At 63.8% G+C, this 16,694-nt stretch carries 13 protein-coding genes; 5 read left to right on the top strand and 8 right to left on the bottom strand.

What is annotated here, in order from left to right; all coding sequences use genetic code 11:
* Window positions 1–39 precede the first annotated feature (39 nt).
* From Q9293_RS16950 to Q9293_RS16935, 4 genes are all read right to left on the bottom strand, one after another.
* Window positions 40–591: a thiamine phosphate synthase gene (locus tag Q9293_RS16950; protein ID WP_306248571.1), complete on the bottom strand. Its 552-nt coding sequence runs from the start codon at window positions 589–591 to the stop codon at window positions 40–42.
* A complete protein-coding gene (locus Q9293_RS16945) occupies window positions 588–1,577 on the bottom strand; it encodes an aldo/keto reductase (RefSeq protein WP_306248569.1) in 990 nt (329 codons plus the stop codon). Before Q9293_RS16945 ends, Q9293_RS16950 begins: the two co-directional genes overlap by 4 nt.
* A gap of 118 nt (window positions 1,578–1,695) precedes the next feature.
* On the bottom strand, window positions 1,696–2,625 hold the full coding sequence (locus tag Q9293_RS16940) for an outer membrane protein assembly factor BamD (protein WP_306248567.1): 930 nt from the start codon (window positions 2,623–2,625) through the stop codon (window positions 1,696–1,698).
* Complete coding sequence (locus Q9293_RS16935; protein WP_306248565.1) at window positions 2,622–3,527, bottom strand: alpha/beta hydrolase; 906 nt, start codon at window positions 3,525–3,527, stop codon at window positions 2,622–2,624. Before Q9293_RS16935 ends, Q9293_RS16940 begins: the two co-directional genes overlap by 4 nt.
* Before the next feature lie 200 nt (window positions 3,528–3,727).
* Between Q9293_RS16935 and Q9293_RS16930 the strand changes: the two genes are divergently transcribed.
* Entirely contained in the window at window positions 3,728–6,967 is a 3,240-nt protein-coding gene (locus Q9293_RS16930) for a sensor histidine kinase (RefSeq protein ID WP_306248563.1), read from the top strand.
* A gap of 87 nt (window positions 6,968–7,054) precedes the next feature.
* Window positions 7,055–8,161: a peptide chain release factor 2 gene (prfB, locus tag Q9293_RS16925; protein WP_306252450.1), complete on the top strand. Its 1,107-nt coding sequence runs from the start codon at window positions 7,055–7,057 to the stop codon at window positions 8,159–8,161.
* Here the strand turns inward: prfB and Q9293_RS16920 are convergent, their stop codons facing one another.
* Window positions 8,162–10,243, bottom strand: a complete 2,082-nt coding sequence (locus Q9293_RS16920) for a spermidine synthase (protein ID WP_306248561.1) — start codon at window positions 10,241–10,243, stop codon at window positions 8,162–8,164.
* 64 nt (window positions 10,244–10,307) lie between these two features.
* The gene (locus Q9293_RS16915; protein ID WP_306248559.1) at window positions 10,308–10,811 is read right to left on the bottom strand and encodes a DUF6677 family protein; all 504 of its coding nucleotides are present in this window, start codon (window positions 10,809–10,811) and stop codon (window positions 10,308–10,310) included.
* 336 nt (window positions 10,812–11,147) lie between these two features.
* Here Q9293_RS16915 and Q9293_RS16910 point away from each other — a divergent pair, with 336 nt between their 5' ends.
* The 3 genes from Q9293_RS16910 to Q9293_RS16900 all read left to right on the top strand — a co-directional run bounded on the left by Q9293_RS16910 (window position 11,148) and on the right by Q9293_RS16900 (window position 15,884).
* Window positions 11,148–13,121, top strand: a complete 1,974-nt coding sequence (locus tag Q9293_RS16910; RefSeq protein WP_306248557.1) for a TonB-dependent siderophore receptor — start codon at window positions 11,148–11,150, stop codon at window positions 13,119–13,121.
* Window positions 13,122–13,164: 43 nt separating this feature from the next.
* On the top strand, window positions 13,165–13,596 hold the full coding sequence (locus Q9293_RS16905) for a hypothetical protein (RefSeq protein WP_306248555.1): 432 nt from the start codon (window positions 13,165–13,167) through the stop codon (window positions 13,594–13,596).
* A gap of 275 nt (window positions 13,597–13,871) precedes the next feature.
* Window positions 13,872–15,884 carry a putative Ig domain-containing protein gene (locus tag Q9293_RS16900; protein ID WP_306248553.1) on the top strand — a complete coding sequence of 671 codons (2,013 nt, stop codon included), beginning with the start codon at window positions 13,872–13,874 and terminating at the stop codon, window positions 15,882–15,884.
* Window positions 15,885–15,966: 82 nt separating this feature from the next.
* Here Q9293_RS16900 and rpsR read toward each other — a convergent pair whose 3' ends face one another.
* Together rpsR and rpsF are read right to left on the bottom strand one after the other, a co-directional pair.
* On the bottom strand, window positions 15,967–16,233 hold the full coding sequence (gene rpsR, locus Q9293_RS16895; RefSeq protein ID WP_291204468.1) for a 30S ribosomal protein S18: 267 nt from the start codon (window positions 16,231–16,233) through the stop codon (window positions 15,967–15,969).
* Complete coding sequence (gene rpsF / locus Q9293_RS16890) at window positions 16,230–16,622, bottom strand: 30S ribosomal protein S6 (protein WP_306248550.1); 393 nt, start codon at window positions 16,620–16,622, stop codon at window positions 16,230–16,232. Before rpsF ends, rpsR begins: the two co-directional genes overlap by 4 nt.
* Window positions 16,623–16,694: the final 72 nt, after the last annotated feature.

Here is a 16,694-nt window from a genome sequence, read left to right as displayed (position 1 = left end):
TCTCTCAAGTCTCGGAACATGCGGAGAAGAATACCTGCTTCACGCGAGGAAGCGCGCCACAGCTCCGGCAGGATCCTCGCCCCAAAAGGGCCGGATGGCGGCGATGCCCGCCAACCGTGGATGTCGCATGGTCATCGCACTCCCCGGCTCCACCCCGCCCAAGGCCAGGAGTTGCGGCCCGCCTGCGGGCAGCCCATCCAGGAAACGATGCAACCGTTCCGGGCCCCAGGGCGCACCCTTGCCCGGGCTGGCAAAGATGGGAGAGATCAGCAGCTGGTCCGCCGAGGCCCGGCCGGGCCATTGATCCTCTGCATGCAGGGGGCGCGATAGCGGCACCAGACCAGGGGGCAGGTCCGGATGAGCTTCCGGCGCGTGCAGACCACAGCCCGCTACCAGGGCCACATCAAGGCGGCCAGCCACCCATAACCTGACGTCAGGCGCCACATCCTGGCACCAGCGGGCCGTCTCCAGCAGATGCCGCGCGGGCATGCTTTTCTCGCGAATGAGGAAGCCGTGGATGCCGCTGCGGAGCACCCTTTGCCACGCCTGAGGTTGAAACCCCAGCCCCGGGGTGATGGCCAGAAGGATCATCTGAAGAGGCTTTCCAGGGCCACGGGATCAAGCTTCGGGAGGCCCATGACGGCCACGTTCTCAGCCACGTGCGCGACCCGGCCCATGCCGCAGAGGGCCGTGGTCACACCTGGGCAGGAGCGGGTGAACTGCAGAGCGGCCTGGGCGGGTGTTTGCAGGCCCATGGCTTCGGCGAAGCCTTCGGGCAGTTGCCGCAGGATGCGGGCCTGCATGATGGACGCGGAAGTTTGCACCGATAAGCCGCTGGCCTGGGCCGCCGCCAGCGCTGTCATGGCGGTACCACCCAGGAGTTGGGTCGGGGCCAGGAAGGCTTCGGGCATGGCCAGGTTCAGGGGCAATTGGATCCAGCGGAAGTGATGGTTCTTGCCTCCCGCAGATTCGGCGGCTTCCAGCAGTCGAGCCAGGCTCAGGTGGCCCTCCTGCCCGGGCGGTACGCGGAAGCCGTTCCAGGTGGCCACGCCGTAGGCCCGGATCTTCCCGGCCGCGACGAAGCCCTCGCAGGCCTCGAAGGCCCGGGTGATCATGGCGTAGAAGGGCCGGACGCCGAGATGGGCCAGCTGTTGCTCGGGATTGTGGAGGTGGAACAGGTCGAGGGTTTCAATCCCCAGGGCCTCCCGGCTGATGTCCAGCTGGTGGGCCAGGTAGCGAGGTGTCATGGCATGGCAGCCATCCACCAGATCCTCCACGGATAGGATGCCGGGCGCCTCTAGTACGCGGTGGAACCAGGCGCGAGGGCCCTCCTCGGGGTGAGCCTCGGGCATGGGCAGGTAGCCGGCCTTGGTGGATACGAAGAACGAACCGCGGGGAAGGCCCTTGAAGGCCAGGCCCAGGGCGCGCTCAGAGCGGCCGCCCCGGTAGTTCGCGGCAGTATCGAAGACGGTGCCGCCTGCCTCGGCGAAGGCCCTGGCGGCCTCTGCGTAGGCCGCATCAGCGACGTCCGAGGCCGCGCCAAGGTAGGTGCCGAGGCCGAGGCTGCTGAGCTCCATGGCGCCTCCGTCAAAGGTGGCAGGCTTGAAGGGCGGGCTAGGTCAGCCCATCGAGTGGGGGCCCGGGGGTATTCGCGCAGCGGGGCACCCCCGGACGGCACGATTCCCCAGGACAACATCAACTATCGAGTTCTTCTTTCACGCCGCTGGTGCCCATGGTGATGAGGCGATCCGCAGCTCGGCGGGCCCATTCGGAACCCGGGTAGCTTTCCACCAGCTTCTGGTAGTAGTTCTTGGCCTCGGCGCGGAAATCCTTGACGCGGTCGGCACCGTAGGCCTGGAGTTCCTTGTTGTACTGGGCGATCTCTTCTTTGCTGAGATCCTTGAATTCGCCCTTCTTGGTCTTGGCCAGGAAATCCTTCCCGAACTGGACGATCTCTTCCCCGGACAGCAGGCGCTGCCGCATGGCCTCGCCCAGGTAGTAATAGGCCCGTTCCCTGTCCACATAGTCCGGGTAGGTATCCAGCAGGTTCTTCAGACGGCGCTCGGCGCCGGGATAGTAGTACACGTTCACGTAGAAGATGCTCACGATGAGCTCATGCTCCGCGAGGCGCCGCCAGCACTGCAGGATCTTGGCCTTGGCCTCCGCGGCATAGGGGCTGCCCGGTGATTCCGCCAGCAGCTGCTGGAAACCGTCGAGGGCCTTCCGGGTTTCCGCCTGATCGCGCTCGGCGCTTTCGATGGAGGAAAAGTGGCACAAGGCGCGATGGTACATGGCGTAATCCCGCGCCTCATGGCGTGGGAAATAATTCAGGAAGCTGGAGTACTCGACTTCCGCTTCCGGGAAGCTGGGACTGCCCTGGAAGAAGAAGCTGTCGCCCAGCATCAGCTTGGCCTTGGGGAACTCGGCGGATCCGGGCAGGTACTGCTCCAGTTGGCGCAGAGCCGTCCGGGCATCGTTGAACTTGCCAAGCTTCATCTGTTTATCGGCGGTGGCCATCAATTCTGCGGCAGTGACGCCGGTATCCACTGTCTTCGGTTTGCGGCAGCCCAGACCCAGGCCCGCCAGGATGGCGGTGAGGGCGAAGGCGGTGAGGGTGCGCTTCATGCGGGCTCCGGAGACAGCACTATAGACATGGCGGGACGGTACGAAGGGTTCCAGGCCTGGGCAAGTCTCTCAAGCCATGGCTCGGTAAGGGCCTGGGCTTGGTCCCGAAGGCGGTCGTGGAAGATCTCATGGAAGAAGGCCGGAAGGCGGTGGCGTTCCAAGATGCCTGGCCGCACCGCGGACCAAAGCGCTTCGGCGCCATCGGGATCGACCACGGTGTCATGGCCGGATTCCAAGAGCAGGATGGGACGGTCCAACTCGTGACCCAGGGGCAGGACCTCGGCCCGGCCTTCATCCAGAGCTGCCCCGAAGGCGGCAGTGGCCCAGCGGTGGCAGAGCGGATCCGCCTCGTACCGCTGCACGATGACGGGATCCGAACAAACCTGGCTCTTGTCTCCGTGGAGATGGACGGGGCGGTGGGGCATGAACCAGCGCAGGAGCCGGGAAAGGATCACCAGCAGCCGTGAATTGGACAGCACCGCCACGGCCGGGGCCGACAGGATGAGGCCATCCAGGGTGTCAGCGTGCCAGAGCAGGGTGAGCAGGGCCACCAAGCCGCCAAAGCTATGGCCAAGAACAACTTGAGGGCAAACTGGCAAGGGGGGCATGGGCACCCCGTCCACCACCCGGGGCTGGGCTCCGGTGCGCTCGGCATCGTAGCGGCGCTCTTGGCGCAGAAAGAGGGCGAAGTCGTCCACGAAAGCCCGGATGCCCACCGCATCGCCCCGGATGCCGCCGGAACGGCCGAAGCCCCGGTGATCCATGCTGGAAACGGACCAGCCCAGGTCATGCAACCAATGGGCGGTGTGACGGTAGCGCTCACCGTGTTCGCCGTAGCCATGGGAGATCACCACCCGGCCCTTGGGCTGGGGGTGTTCCCAACGGGCCCAGGCGAGAGGCACCCCCCCATGGCCGGTCAGGACCCCACGGACGGTGGGCTCCAGATCGGCGGGGATCACAGGGATGAAACCAGGCATCCGACCAGAATAGCGTGGGGATCCGAAAGCCTGTCGGAGAACCCTTCGGACCCAGGGTCAGGGCCCTGCAATCAGGTAAAGGCCTCCCTTTGACGATAACCTCCTGTGGATTTCAGGGGTCAAGCGTGCTCGCTAAGGGCCTGATCGTGGGGTGGCTGATCTGGGGTTTGGGGGCTTTGGCCCTGGCCCAGTCTCCCTATCTTGGTTCCCCGGTGACGACCAGCTACGGGCCCGATCAGTACAAGGCGCACAACCAAAACTGGGCGGCGGTGCAGGACCGTCGTGGCGTGATGTATTTCGGCAACACCATGGGGATCGTCGAATACGATGGCCAGCACTGGCAAATGGTGGCGGTTCCCGGAGCTGCCGCGGTGCGGGCCCTGGCCCTGGGGCCGGATGGGACCATCTACTACGGCGCAGTGGGAGATTTCGGCTACCTGGCGGTATCCCCGGCCGGTAAGGTCGCAGCGGTGTCGTTGAAAGGCGACCTCCCCGCTTCGGAAGCCTTCTTCAGCGATGTCTGGCAGGTGGAGAGCTGTGCCGACGGCATCTATTTCCTCACCCGCCAACGGTTTTTCCGGTTGAAGGGGGGCCGCATCACAGGTGTGCCCGGGGCCCTGGCCCCCTCCCAGGCCTGTGTGTTGAATGGCACCTTGTTCTACCTCGATCAGACGAAGGGTGTTTGCCTGGTCGACGGCGATGAGGTGGTGCCCATTCCTGCCTTGGCAGGCCTTGTGGATGGTCAGCGTCTCGTCCTGGCCCCCTTCGGCCCCCATGAATTGCTGGTGGGTCGCCTCTCCGGAGGGTTCCGCCGGGTCGATCTGGCCCCGTTATGGAGTGAGACGGCTCGCAAATACCAGCCCGATTACCCCGCCAAGGGCCTGGTGAAGGCCTTTCCCACGGAAGCCGATGACCTGGTGAAAGAAACCCAAGGCCAGTTGTACAGGCTCGCTCCCATCGGGTCCCAGGCTTTCGCACTGGGACTGCGGAAAGCTGGTGTGCTCATCATGGACCGCAGCGGCAGGATCATCCGGGCCCTCAACACGGATGTGGGCCTGGTGGACAACACCGTCAATGGCCTCTGGGTAGATGCCTCTGAGGATCTGTGGGTCACGACGGCCAAGGGCCTTTCCCATGTGGAGCTGAGTGTCCCGCAGTCCGTGTTCGACAGCCGGAACGGCATCGAGGGGTTGCCCCTTTCGGTGCAATTTCACCAGGGACGCCTGTACGTGGGCACCTTCCAGGGCCTGTTCATCGAGCGGCCCTATCGGTTCAGCTTCAAGGAGAACCGGCCGCGCTTCGAGGAGGTGAAGAACGGCCCCAACCAGGTTTGGCAGTTTCTGGAAGTGGAGGGAGATCTGCTGGCGGCCAGCGCCCGGGGGCTGCAGCGCATTCAGGGCGAGGCCGCCGTGCGGATTGCCGGATCTTCCGGGGGAGGCCTCTGTCTGGGCACCTCCCGCCGGTGGCCGGGCCGACTCTTCATGGGTTCGCAGTCAGGCCTGGAGGTGTTCGGCAGGGAAGGCGGCCAGTGGCGGCGCCAGGGCGCCTTCCCCGAAATCAGGGATTCCATCTACCGCATCACCGAGGATGCCAATGGTGACCTCTGGCTGAGCACCCTGGTCCACGGCCTGTTGCGGCTTCGCTTCCAGGGCAGCCATCCCACCGAAGCCACGATCCAGATCTTTGGCCCGGCGGATGGATTGCCCGGGAACACGGGGCTGCGAACGGCCTATCTGGACGGAGTCCTATACGCCCTCACACCCATGGGGCTCTTCCGTGCGGAAAGGCAGAAGGCTGAAGGCGCGGCATCCGAAGTCACCCGGTTCGTTCCGGATCCCGTGATCGGCCCGGTTCTAGATGAACCGCACCGCGAGTTGTACGGCATGACCAGCGATGGCCATGCCGGGTACCTCTTCAACACCGAGAACGGCGTGGTCTGGGCGGTGCCCGAAAAAAAGGGTGGCTTCAGCGCGGTCACCCGCCCCTTCGAGGGGCTCTCCACGGCGACGGATCGGGTGTACGTGCATCCCGATGGCGCCTTCTGGATCACCGGCAGCACGGTTCAGCGGGTGGACCCTCGGGCATGGAAGGACTATCAAGTTCCCTTCCAGGTGCTCATCCGGAAAGTGATTTCAAAGGACAAGCGCCTGCTCTTCGAGGGGGCTCATGGGCAGGAGAATCCGACCCTTCGGCATCAGCGGACAGCGTTTCGAAGTGGGCCTGACAGCAGCGAATGGCTGGAACTGCCCTTCCGCGATAACGGTCTCTCTTTCGATTATTCGGCCACTTTTTTCGAGCGGCCCGGCACCACCCGGTTCCAGGTGCTGCTCGAAGGCTTTGATAAGGACTGGAGCGAGTGGTCGTCTGGCACGTTCAAGGAGTACACGAACCTTCCCGTGGGCCATTACCGGTTCCGGGTGAGGGCCCGGAATCTGTACGGAATGCTCGGCCAGGAAGCCCAGTTCCGAATTCGGGTGCTGGCGCCCTGGTATCGCACCCTCTGGGCCTACCTGGCCTGGGCGGTGCTTGGCGCCGGCAGTCTCGCAGGCTTGGGGTACGCCTACACGTTGAGGCTGCAGCGCCAGAAAAGGGTGCTGAAATCCCTGGTGGCCAGCCGCACCTCGGAGCTGCAGCGGGTCAATGACCGCTTGTACCGGCTCAACGATGAAAAGAACCGCATCCTTGGCGTGGCGGCCCATGACTTGCGGAATCCGCTCACCGGCATCCTCCTGGCCTGTGAGCTCATGGACGAAGAACCCAGCCAGGAGAAGGCCCTCCATTTCTCGGCGCAGGTGCGGGCCCAGGGCCGCCGGATGCTGGAACTCATCCAGGGTCTGCTGGATGTCAACGCCATCGAGACCGACACGGCGGACCTGCCGAACCTGGACAGTCTGGATCCCATCCCCGCCATCGAATCCGCATGCAAAGCCCACTCCACCCATGCCCAGCGGAAGAGCATTGACCTGGAATGTCGGCTCGGAGCGTCCGGGCAGATGGTCCGGGGCGACGCCCGGCACTTCGAGCGGGTGATGGACAACCTCATCAGCAACGCCGTGAAATATTCCCCCGCGGGCTCCCGCATCCTGATCACGCGCGCCGAAGAACCGGGGCATTCCGTGTTCCGGGTTCAAGACGAGGGCCCGGGGCTCACGGCAGAGGATCAGGCGCAGCTCTTCCAGACCTATGCGCGTCTCAGTGCGCGCCCCACTGGCGGGGAAAGCTCGGTGGGCCTGGGGCTTTCCATCGTCAAGCGGCTCACGGAGAGCATGGGCGGCGAAGTATGGGCTGAAAGCGAACCCGGTCGCGGCACGACCTTCTGCGTACGGCTGCCCCATGGCTGTAGCGGCTCAGCCCGGTCCTTCTGAGACGCCGGGCCCGGATTCGGCCGGATTGCACTAAACTCAAAGGTTCCCCTGGCTTCGGAGGCGGCGCTGGGGCTGGAGATGCCGACAATGGATTTCGAGACCCTGGCACGGGCCAAGAACGAGCTGGAACCCCGCGTCCAGCAGTTGGTCGCCCACCTGGACCCCGAGCGCAAAGCCCTTGAACTGGAGCAGATCGAGGAGCGCACCACGGCCCCCGGTTTCTGGGATGATCCCGATGCCGCCAAGCCCCTGTTGCAGAAGCGCGGTTCCATCACCAACGACATCGCCCTGGCCAAGCGCCTGAGCGGAGGCATCGAAGACCTGGATACTGGGCTGGAACTGGCCAAGGAAGATTCGGAGATGCTGGCCGAAGCGGAGGCCGTGGAAGGGGAACTCCGCAAGGCCGTCGAGGATGCTGAACTGCGCATGATGCTCAGCGGCGAGCTGGACAACAATCACGCCATCGTGGCCATCGCGCCCGGCGCGGGTGGCACCGAAAGCCAGGACTGGGCGGCCATGCTGCTGCGCATGTACCTGCGCTTCTGCGAGTCCAAGGGCTGGGCCACCGAGATGATCGACTACCAGGATGGGGAAGAGGCCGGTATCAAGGGCGCCACCTTCATCGTCGATGCGCCCTTCTCCTACGGCTACCTCCGGGCAGAGGCCGGTGTCCACCGCCTGGTGCGCATCAGCCCCTTCGACTCCGCCAAGCGGCGCCACACCAGTTTCGCGGCGGTGTATGTGAGCCCCGAGCTGGATGACACCATCAACGTGGACATCCCCGAGAAGGATCTAAAGATCGATGTGTTCCGCGCCAGCGGTGCCGGCGGCCAGCACGTGAACCGCACCGAATCCGCCGTGCGCTTCACCCACCTGCCCACCGGCATCGTGGTGTCTTGCCAGAACGAGCGCAGCCAGATCAAGAATCGGGCGACGGCGCTCAAGGTGCTGCAGGGGCGCCTGTATGAACTCGAGCAGCGCAAGTTCCAGGAAAAAGTGGCCGCGGCCAGCGGCGACAAAGCCGACGTGGCCTGGGGCAGCCAGATCCGCAGCTACGTGCTGCAGCCCTATCAGATGGTGAAGGATCACCGCAACGGCGCTGAAACCAGCCAGACCCAGAAGGTGCTGGATGGCGACATTGATGTGTTCATCCGCACCCAGCTGTTGGCCAAGAGCCGCAAGAGCGAAGGCTGATCACTTCAGGGCCCGGAACAGGTTGCTGAAATCGTCGCGCCACGGAAGCACGGCGCCGGGCAGGTGTTTCACGTCCTCGTTGTTCTGGAAAGCGGGGCGGGAGAAGAAGGCTTCATCTCGTGAGATCAGAACCCAGGTCGAGCCGTAGGCGCCTTCCTCCTGATCCGAATCGGTGTCCACCACCCGTGCCTGCTTGTGGAAGGTATTCACGGCTGCGCGCACCACGGGCTGCAGGGCGAGGTAGCGGTTGGAGACATGGACGGCCAGCACCCCGTCGGGATTCAGATGCCGGAAATAGAGGCCGAAGGCTTCGCGTGTGAGCAGGTGCACGGGGATGGAGTCGCTGGAGAAGGCGTCGATGGCTAGCAGGTCGTAACCCTGGGGCGTCTCGGCTTCGAGGCTGAGGCGGGCATCCCCCAGCACCACTTCCGTGGTGGCCTTGCCATGATCGAGGTAGGTGAAATGGCGCCGGGCGAAGGGCTCGACCAGGGCGTTGATTTCGTAGAACCGAAGCTGGTCGCCTGGGCGTCCATAGGCCGCGAGGCTGCCGGCGCCAAGGCCCACCACGCCCAGTTTCCGGGGCCCCTCCTGGAGGCTGGTCAGAGCCAAACCCACGCCGGAATCCTCGCTGTAGTAGGTCGAAGGCCGATCCGCCTTGGCGGGATCCAGGAACTGTCCGCCGTGGGTGATGGTGCCATGGGCCAACACCCGCCAGCCGCGCTCGGGATTGTCGTAAACGGCGAGGGTGCCGTAGAAGTTGCGGCTGCGGGCCACGACGATGCGGTCTGCATCGCGATCCAATCCGAAGGAATGGATGCCCAGGAAGAGTGCGACGCTGCCCATCCCAAGGGCGGATCGCCAACGCCGCGTCTGCCCCGGATCCCAGGCCAGGGCCAAGGCTGCCATGGCACCAGCGGCGGCCAGACCCAGGGGCAGCTCCAGGTAGGTGGTGAAGATTCGAGGAGCCAGCCAGGCCACGAAGAGCCCACCCAGGGCGCCGCCCAGGCTCAGTCGCAGATAGAAGCCCGTGAGGAAGCGCGGATGGGGACGCCGCCGGGACAATTCGCCGTGGGCCACCATGCAGGCCACGAAGAGGCCCAGGCTGAAGAGGGCCACCTGGCCTCGCACCGAACCCAGCCACTGGGCGGCGGTGCTCAAGGCCGAGACTGGATATTCGGCATAGCGGAAGTTGGGGCGAAGCGAGAGCGACATCACCACCAGCAGGAAGGGCAGCAGGGTCAGGAAGAATCCCCGGCGGTACCAGCGGGTGCTGTCGAAGCAGAGGATGAAGCTGAGCAGGTAGAGGCCCAGGGGCAGCACCCACAGGAAGGGAATGGGCGCCACATTGGTGCTGAGATGGGTGGTGACGGCCATGAGCAGTACCGAGGGCACCGCGGCAAAGGCGATCCACAGCAGCTTCATGGCGAAGCCGGGAGCTTCCCCCACCTCCGAAACGGTGGAATCATCCCGTGCCTCGGGCGCGCTTTTCAGGGCCACGAAGAAGACCAGGGCCGCGAAGGCCACGAAGCCCGCTGACCACAGCCAGGATTGGCTTCGCATGGGCAGGAAGGGCTCGACGAACACCGGGTAGGAAAACAGGGCCAGCATGGAGGCGAGGTTGGAAAGGGCGAACAGGCGGTAGGGCACCTGGCCCCGCCGTGCCACCCAGGCCTGCACCAGGGGGCCGGTGGTGGAGAGCGCCAGGTAAGGCAATCCGATGGTGACCAGGAGCAGACCCAGCAAACGCCCCAGCGGCTCGGTGCCGCCCGAAGGCCGGAACCAGGGATGCAGCCGAAGCGGCAGGGTGAGGAGGGCCGCCACCAGTAAGGCGCCATGCAGCCTGACCTGGCGTGCATGGGAGAGGTGGCGCACCACCAGATGGGCGTACAGATAGCCCAGCAGAAGCAGCGCCTGAAAGAAGAGCAGGCAAGTGGTCCATACGCCCGCGCTGCCGCCGAACCACGGCACCACCAACTTGCCCACCATGGGCTGCACCTGGAACAGCAGGAAAGCGCTCAGGAAGATCGTGACTGCTGGCAGGAGAAGCGAATTCCCGGCCGATGCCTCGCGAGGCGTATCCATGGGGGCTCCAGGCTTTCCCCCACTGTGGCAGGAGCCGGGAGCACCGCTCTAGATCTATGCGTCGTTATTCGCCTTTGGAGGCGCGTTCGATCTGCTCATCCTTGGGCAGGCGGAACACCCAGCGGCCCGTGATGCGATCCCAGAGATCAAAGCAGCAAAGCCAGTTCAGGAGGCCCGCAACCATCACATAGGTGGCGCCGTACTCCTGAGTGAGGGTGCGAACAGGTTCGGTACCGGCGCCCCCGAAGGCCCAGGCGAAGGCCCCATAAACTGGACCGATGCCCGCCGTGGCGAAGGCGCCGAGCGAAGGCAGCCAGGAACCGGCCACGGGAACGAAGATGCCGCCCTTCACACCATCCACGGCGCCGTACTGCATTTGCAGCGCGCCCAGCACGCAAAAGAGCGCCCAGATACCGAAGAAGACCTTGGCCCGGCCTTTCTCGCCCGTCACCCAATATCCCGCGCCCGGCACCAGCCACTGCAACAGGAGGGGCTTCCAGGCCGCCTTCAGGGCCTTCTGTTTGCGCAGGGGCACGGGGAGTCTCAGGACGGGCTTGTCGTTGCTCATGGGTTCAGATTACCCCAAGATGGCGGGGCCTCACCCGGGAACGCAGGCGGCCGAGGTGGATGGCATGAATGGTATGCCTTACCTGCCGTACAGGCTGCAGATTGGTTGGGGGTGAAAGGCATTCCCGGAATGGGCCTGCAGGTTGATCCCGGTCTCCTCCCAACAACACCAATTAATGCCCAGATAATTTTGCCTGATGGACAAATTTGCCTCATTAATTTGTTGATATTATTATTAATAACAATAAACATTTAAATAACTAAAGTCTTATGAAACCAGTTCCGATCTCGCGACATCTGGAGGGCTTTTCCTTCAGCGAACCGTCGGAGGTGTGAATTGAAGATCTTTGCCGCTCTGCCCATCGCCTTTGGTTTGGTGTGCAGCCAGCAGCCGGTCTGGGCCCAGGAGAAGCCGTTGGATCTGGAAGCCGAATTGACGGCCCTTCTGAATACCAAGGTCGAAGTCGCTTCCAAGTCCGCGGAGAAGCTCAGCGACGCGCCGGGCGTCATTTCCGTGATTTCCAAGGATGAATTGCAGCGCTTTGGCGGCAACTCGCTGGCTGATGTGCTCAGCCGCGTGCCCGGCATGGTGCACATTGCCAGCTATTTCTCTGACCGCAGCATGATGGCGGCCCCCGGCGACAACCTGCGGGGCCTGAAGAGCAGCGTCCACGTGCTGGTGCTGTTCGATGGGCGCCCGGTGCGCGAGGTGCAGGAAGGCGGCATCAAGGATGACATCTACGAAACCTTCCCCGTGGCGGCCATCGACCACATCGAAGTGATCAAGGGGCCCGGCTCGGTGCTCTACGGCTCCGAAGCCTTCGCGGCCGTGATCAATATCGTGACGGACAAACCCAAGGAAACGGGCGGCGCCCTGGCCGGCTCCTTCGCCTCCAACGGCGGGTACAAGCACTGGGGCAAGGTGGATGTGGCCTCGGGGGATCTGACCCTGTCCGCCACGATCCAGGCCATCAAGCCTTCTGAGTGGGACACCAAGTACGGATTCGGCACCACGCCCAACGGGCCCACCACCGTGATCACCCCCGCCAACCTGGATCCCAAAGGTGAGAGCGCGTTCCTCCACTCCACCTACAAGGGCTTCAGCCTCACGGGCGGCTTCTTCAAGTGGGATACGCCCTTCATGATCGCCGACTACATGGGCGATGTGTCGGGCAAGCGCTCCACCAAGAACTATCTGGATCTGGGCTACAACTTCGAAATCAATGACCGCTGGAACATCACGGCCAACGGCACCTACAACAAGGCCACCCTGAAGGTGAACGACGGCGGCGCCCCGGGCATCGAGCGCGATTCCGACGAATGGCTGCTGGAACTCACGAGTTTCTACTCGCTGAACACCAAGGGGAAGTTCATCGTGGGCGCCCTGTACAGCAAGGCCACCGGCACCGAGAAGACCCTCGGCTCACCCTCCACCACCACGTCCACCGGCAGCCGCGCCAGTCAGGCGCTCTATTCCCAGCTGGACTACCTGGTGGCGCCAGAGGTCAAGACCATCGTGGGCTTCCAGGCCCTCAAGGTGGGCGAGGCTGATTCCACGCTGGTGCCACGCCTCGGCGTGATCTGGAATCCGACGCAGCAGATCAATGCCAAGCTGCTCTATGGCGAAGCCTTCCGCGCGCCCTACATCAACGAGAACTTCATCGACTTCCTGGGCTTCCTGAAGGGCGACAAGGCCCTGAAGCCTGAGAAGGTGAAATCCACCCAGGCGAGCCTCAGCTATTCCGGAACCTCGGGCCAGGTGACGGTCAGTGCCTTCCAGAACAAGCAGAGCGACCTGGTGGTCTTCACCTCGAGCCCCACGCTTCCGGCGGGCTTCCTCCAGTACCAGAACCTGGCCAAGGCCAAGATCGAAGGCTTTGAGGTGGAAGGGAAATACTACGCCAGCAAATCCCTGATGCTGGTGGGCTCGGTCCTGTCCCAGCGGCCCGGCGATGGCGAGCTCACGGGCATCTCCAACTTCGGAGCCAAGGCGGGCATCAGCTACAGCGGCGAGTACGGCGTGGTCAGCCTCTTCGATGTCCATCAGGGCTCCATCGACCAGTCTCTTTACAACACGGCCAGCAGCAATCCCAAGCCTGGAAGCTACGATCTGGTGAGCCTGCACGCGAAGCTCAATCTGAACGAAGTGTTCGGATTCAAGAGCAAGGCCAAGTTCGAGGCCTTCCTCCAGGGCGACAACATCCTGGACAAGGAAGTCTGGATTGTGGCCACAGGCGATTCCGAATTCCCGTCCTCCATCCCCTTCAACAAGGGACGGACGGTCTACCTCGGCGCCAAGGTGTCCTTCTAGGCCGGGCCCTGGGTTTCCTTTGACTTCCCATCAGGAGTTCTGAATGTTCCACACTGCATTGCAGCGCCTGAAAACCCTTCCCGCGTTGGTGCTGATGGCCGCCAGCCTGAGTCTCAGCGCCGGGGATCTTCCCCCGGCCGTTCAGGCCAAGTTCGTGAAAATCCTCGCCGCCGCCGCCGGTTCCCCAGGCAAAGTGGTCTGCAAGGATGGGGATGTCCTTGGCGAGCTTGAGAAGATCGGTGTTTCCCAGGACAGCGGTTCCAAGGTGGCCTGGGCCACGGGCGGCGACGTCAAATCCATGAAGGCCGCGGGCAAGTTCGTGATCTGCTCCAAGCTGGACGACCTCCCGAAAGGGGGCGCCATCGCCATCGTGGAAGAGGGCGGCAAGCCGCAGATCTACCTTCACATGGGCAACATTGCTGCCTCGGGTGTGTCCCTGGCGGACAGCGTTCTGAAGATTGGGAAGCGCCTCTAGTTTCTCAGGCGTCCCATCGCTCGAATCATCGTTCCAAACGCAGCAGCCATGCGGCCGTGTTCCTTCTGGGAATGCGGCCGCATGGCTTTGGCGGGAAGCCCGATTGTGATTGAACGATGGTTTCGGATTCTGACTTGATTGGTGTTTTAAGTGGACCATTGGTTTATTTTCAAAGCGGTCCAGCCATGACTCCCCGTTGCCCTCCATCTTGTTCAGGCGAGGTCCATTTCCACTGCCCTTGGGCCGGGTGGAGACCTTCCTGCTCCGGGAGTCCCATGAAGCGACTGGTCCTAGTCATCACTGCCCTTTTCCTCGGAGTGGTCTGCCTCTCCCACTGCGGAGGAGGTGGCAGCAAGTCTGCAACCAAGCAGACCACGGGAAGCGCGCCTTCCATCGCTTACCCTGTGCAGACACTGACGGCCACTGTGGGGGAAGCGCTTACGTCTTTGGTCCCCACCAACACTGGGGGGGCGAGTGAGGCCTGGTCCATCGTTCCGGCGCTGCCGGCCGGCCTGACGTTCAGTACGGCCACGGGCCAGATCAGTGGCACCCCCACAGCGGCAAGCTCGGCCACCACCTACACCGTGACTGCCACCAACGGGGCAGGCACGGGAACAGCCACGATCTCCCTCACGGTGGCTGCCACGCTCACCAAGCCGGTCATCAGCTACACGCCTTCCAGCGCGAATGCCACCGTGGGTGTGGCCATGCCGTCTCTGGTGCCGACCAATGCTGGGGGCGCGGCGACGGGGTGGACGGTGGCACCGGCCTTGCCCGCCGGCCTCGGCCTGAACTCCTCCACCGGACAGATCAGCGGTACGCCTACAGTCCTCAGCGCAGCGACCAGCTACACGGTGACCGCCACCAACAGCGCGGGGAATGGCACCGCCAAAGTGTCCATTACGGTGGTGGCGGCCCAGGGAAAACCGGTGATCAGCTACACGCCCGCCACGATCAATGCCACGGTCGGCACCGCGATTTCCACCCTTACCCCCGCCAACACGGGCGGCGCGGCCACCGGCTGGACCGTGGCGCCGACACTGCCTGCCGGAATCAGCCTGAACGCCAGTAGCGGCCAGATCAGCGGCACCCCCACCGCTGTGACTGCCGCCGCCACCTACACCGTGACGGCCACCAATGCCAGTGGCAGCGGCACCACCACTCTGTCCATCACGGTGAGCGCCGCTGCCACCCTGGCCATGGCCACGCCGCCCGACGCAACTCAGGGTTGGCTGTCCGCTTCTGGAAATCACGTCTACCGCCAGGGCCAGGTCTGGGTGGGCCGGGGCATGAACGTGCCCGACACGCGGCGGGGTTGGGGCACCACCGCGCCGCTGGATGAGTACTATTCCACGGCTGAGGTGAACGCCATTCTGGGGGCCGCCACGGATGGCTATTTGGATGGGAATGGGGCCACCCAGCCGGGCTGGGGCGCGGATTTCCTGCGCGTTCCCATGGGCACCTATGTGTCAGATGCGGGGGACTTCATCCAGGATGCGGCCTACCGGCAGCACCTCATCGACATCGTCGACAACCTGGCCACCAAGCGGGTGGGGGCCAACAAGGACCGGCCCGTCTACGTGATGCTTTCCGTCTGGAACGACCCCGCCAAACCCGACAACGAAGTGCCAACCACGGCAACCACCGGCCCCATCGATGGCAGCAGCACCACCATGCAGCAACTGTGGGTCGCGCTTTCCACCGTGTTCTACAAGTACCCCTACGTGGTCTACGGCATCACGAACGAACCCAATAACGTCACCGACCAGGCCGCTGCCTGGGCACGTTTCAATGAAGTGGTGCAGGCCATCCGGGACAACGAGAACGCCTTGGCAGCCCAGTTGGGGCAGAGCACACCGAACCACCACCTGATCGCCGTGCAGGGCCTGGATGGTTGGGCCAGGGATCTCTCCTACTATGTGACGCATCCCATCACGGCGGGCGGTGGGGCGAACGTGATCTACGAGGCTCATCCCTACAATGCCGTGGCGGATTTCTCGACGGTCTTCGAGAACGCCTCCAAGACGCTGCCGGTCATCATCGGGGAATTCGGCCCCGATCCGGATGGGAACATGCCCGCCAGTGCTTTGGTCCCCCTCATGGATTCGGCGGAAACCCGGCAGATTCCGTACATGGGGTGGTATTTCGGAGAAACCTGGGATGTCGCTCCCGGCATGCTGGATACCGAAACCCTGGGCACCCAGGGAGGGCGGGTCACGTTGAACCTGGTGCCGAATGCCGCCTGGGGCGCGGTCCTGAAAGCCCGATTGGCCAAGCCCGCACCTTGAGGGCTTGTTCGGATTGAAACCCCCCAACGTTGAAGGCCGCCCAGAGGCGGCCTTCAACGTTCGTCAGGGACGAGGAGAACGACTAGTCGGTGGCGAAAGGCAGCAGCGCGATGTTGCGCGCGCGCTTGATCGCTTCCACCAGCTCACGCTGGTGCACCGCGCACACACCGCTGGTGCGGCGGGGCAGCACCTTGCCGCGCTCGGGGGTGAAGGCCTGGAGGGTCTTCACGTCCTTGTAGTCGATCATGAGGGACTTCTCGACGCAGAACTTGCAGAACTTGGCGCGTCGTCCCCCAAAAGCCTTCTTCTTCTTGGGCTTGCCCTTCTTGGCATCGGCGCGGCGCTTCATCCCATCACCTCTTCAGCGGAACGTTCCTTGATACCGGCCTGGGCCTTGCGCTTGGCTTCGCGCTCGATGCGCTGCTTCGTGCGGCCCGCGGCCTTCTCAGCCTCGTCCATGCGGATGCTGAGGTACTTGATCACGGCATCGTTGTTGCGGAAACGGCGCTCGAGCTCGTGGATGAGGTCGGGGCCGGCGTTCATTTCGAAGAGCGTGTAGTAGCCCTCGCTGAACTTCTGGACTTCGTAGGCCAGCTTCTTGCGGCCCCACTTGTCGGTCTTGAGCAGTTCGCCACCCTGCTCGGCAATGATCCCCTCGTACTGCTTGACGAGCTCATCAGCCTGCTCGTCGGTCAGCGTGGGGGAGGCGATGAAGATGGTCTCGTAACGACGCATCATTCCTCCTTGTGGATGTGAAGCCCCCTAATGGATTCCAGGGAGCAAGGAAGAGTCCTCCAACGGAGGACACGA

The organism is Geothrix sp. PMB-07, from assembly GCF_030758935.1.
Taxonomy (GTDB): Bacteria; Acidobacteriota; Holophagae; order Holophagales; family Holophagaceae; genus Geothrix.
Note: the sequence above shows the minus strand (reverse complement) of the source record. Positions and strands in the feature narration are given on the sequence as shown.

Bases quoted from the DNA above. Each gene is read 5' to 3' on its own strand.
- rpsF (WP_306248550.1), bottom strand. From the start codon at position 16,622: ATGATGCGTCGTTACGAGACCATCTTCATCGCCTCCCCCACGCTGACC.
- Q9293_RS16945 (WP_306248569.1), bottom strand. From the start codon at position 1,577: ATGGAGCTCAGCAGCCTCGGCCTCGGCACCTACCTTGGCGCGGCCTCG.
- Q9293_RS16950 (WP_306248571.1), bottom strand. From the start codon at position 591: ATGATCCTTCTGGCCATCACCCCGGGGCTGGGGTTTCAACCTCAGGCG.
- Q9293_RS16915 (WP_306248559.1), bottom strand. From the start codon at position 10,811: ATGAGCAACGACAAGCCCGTCCTGAGACTCCCCGTGCCCCTGCGCAAA.
- Q9293_RS16905 (WP_306248555.1), top strand. From the start codon at position 13,165: ATGTTCCACACTGCATTGCAGCGCCTGAAAACCCTTCCCGCGTTGGTG.
- prfB (WP_306252450.1), top strand. From the start codon at position 7,055: ATGGATTTCGAGACCCTGGCACGGGCCAAGAACGAGCTGGAACCCCGC.
- Q9293_RS16920 (WP_306248561.1), bottom strand. From the start codon at position 10,243: ATGGATACGCCTCGCGAGGCATCGGCCGGGAATTCGCTTCTCCTGCCA.
- Q9293_RS16940 (WP_306248567.1), bottom strand. From the start codon at position 2,625: ATGAAGCGCACCCTCACCGCCTTCGCCCTCACCGCCATCCTGGCGGGC.
- Q9293_RS16900 (WP_306248553.1), top strand. From the start codon at position 13,872: ATGAAGCGACTGGTCCTAGTCATCACTGCCCTTTTCCTCGGAGTGGTC.
- rpsR (WP_291204468.1), bottom strand. From the start codon at position 16,233: ATGAAGCGCCGCGCCGATGCCAAGAAGGGCAAGCCCAAGAAGAAGAAG.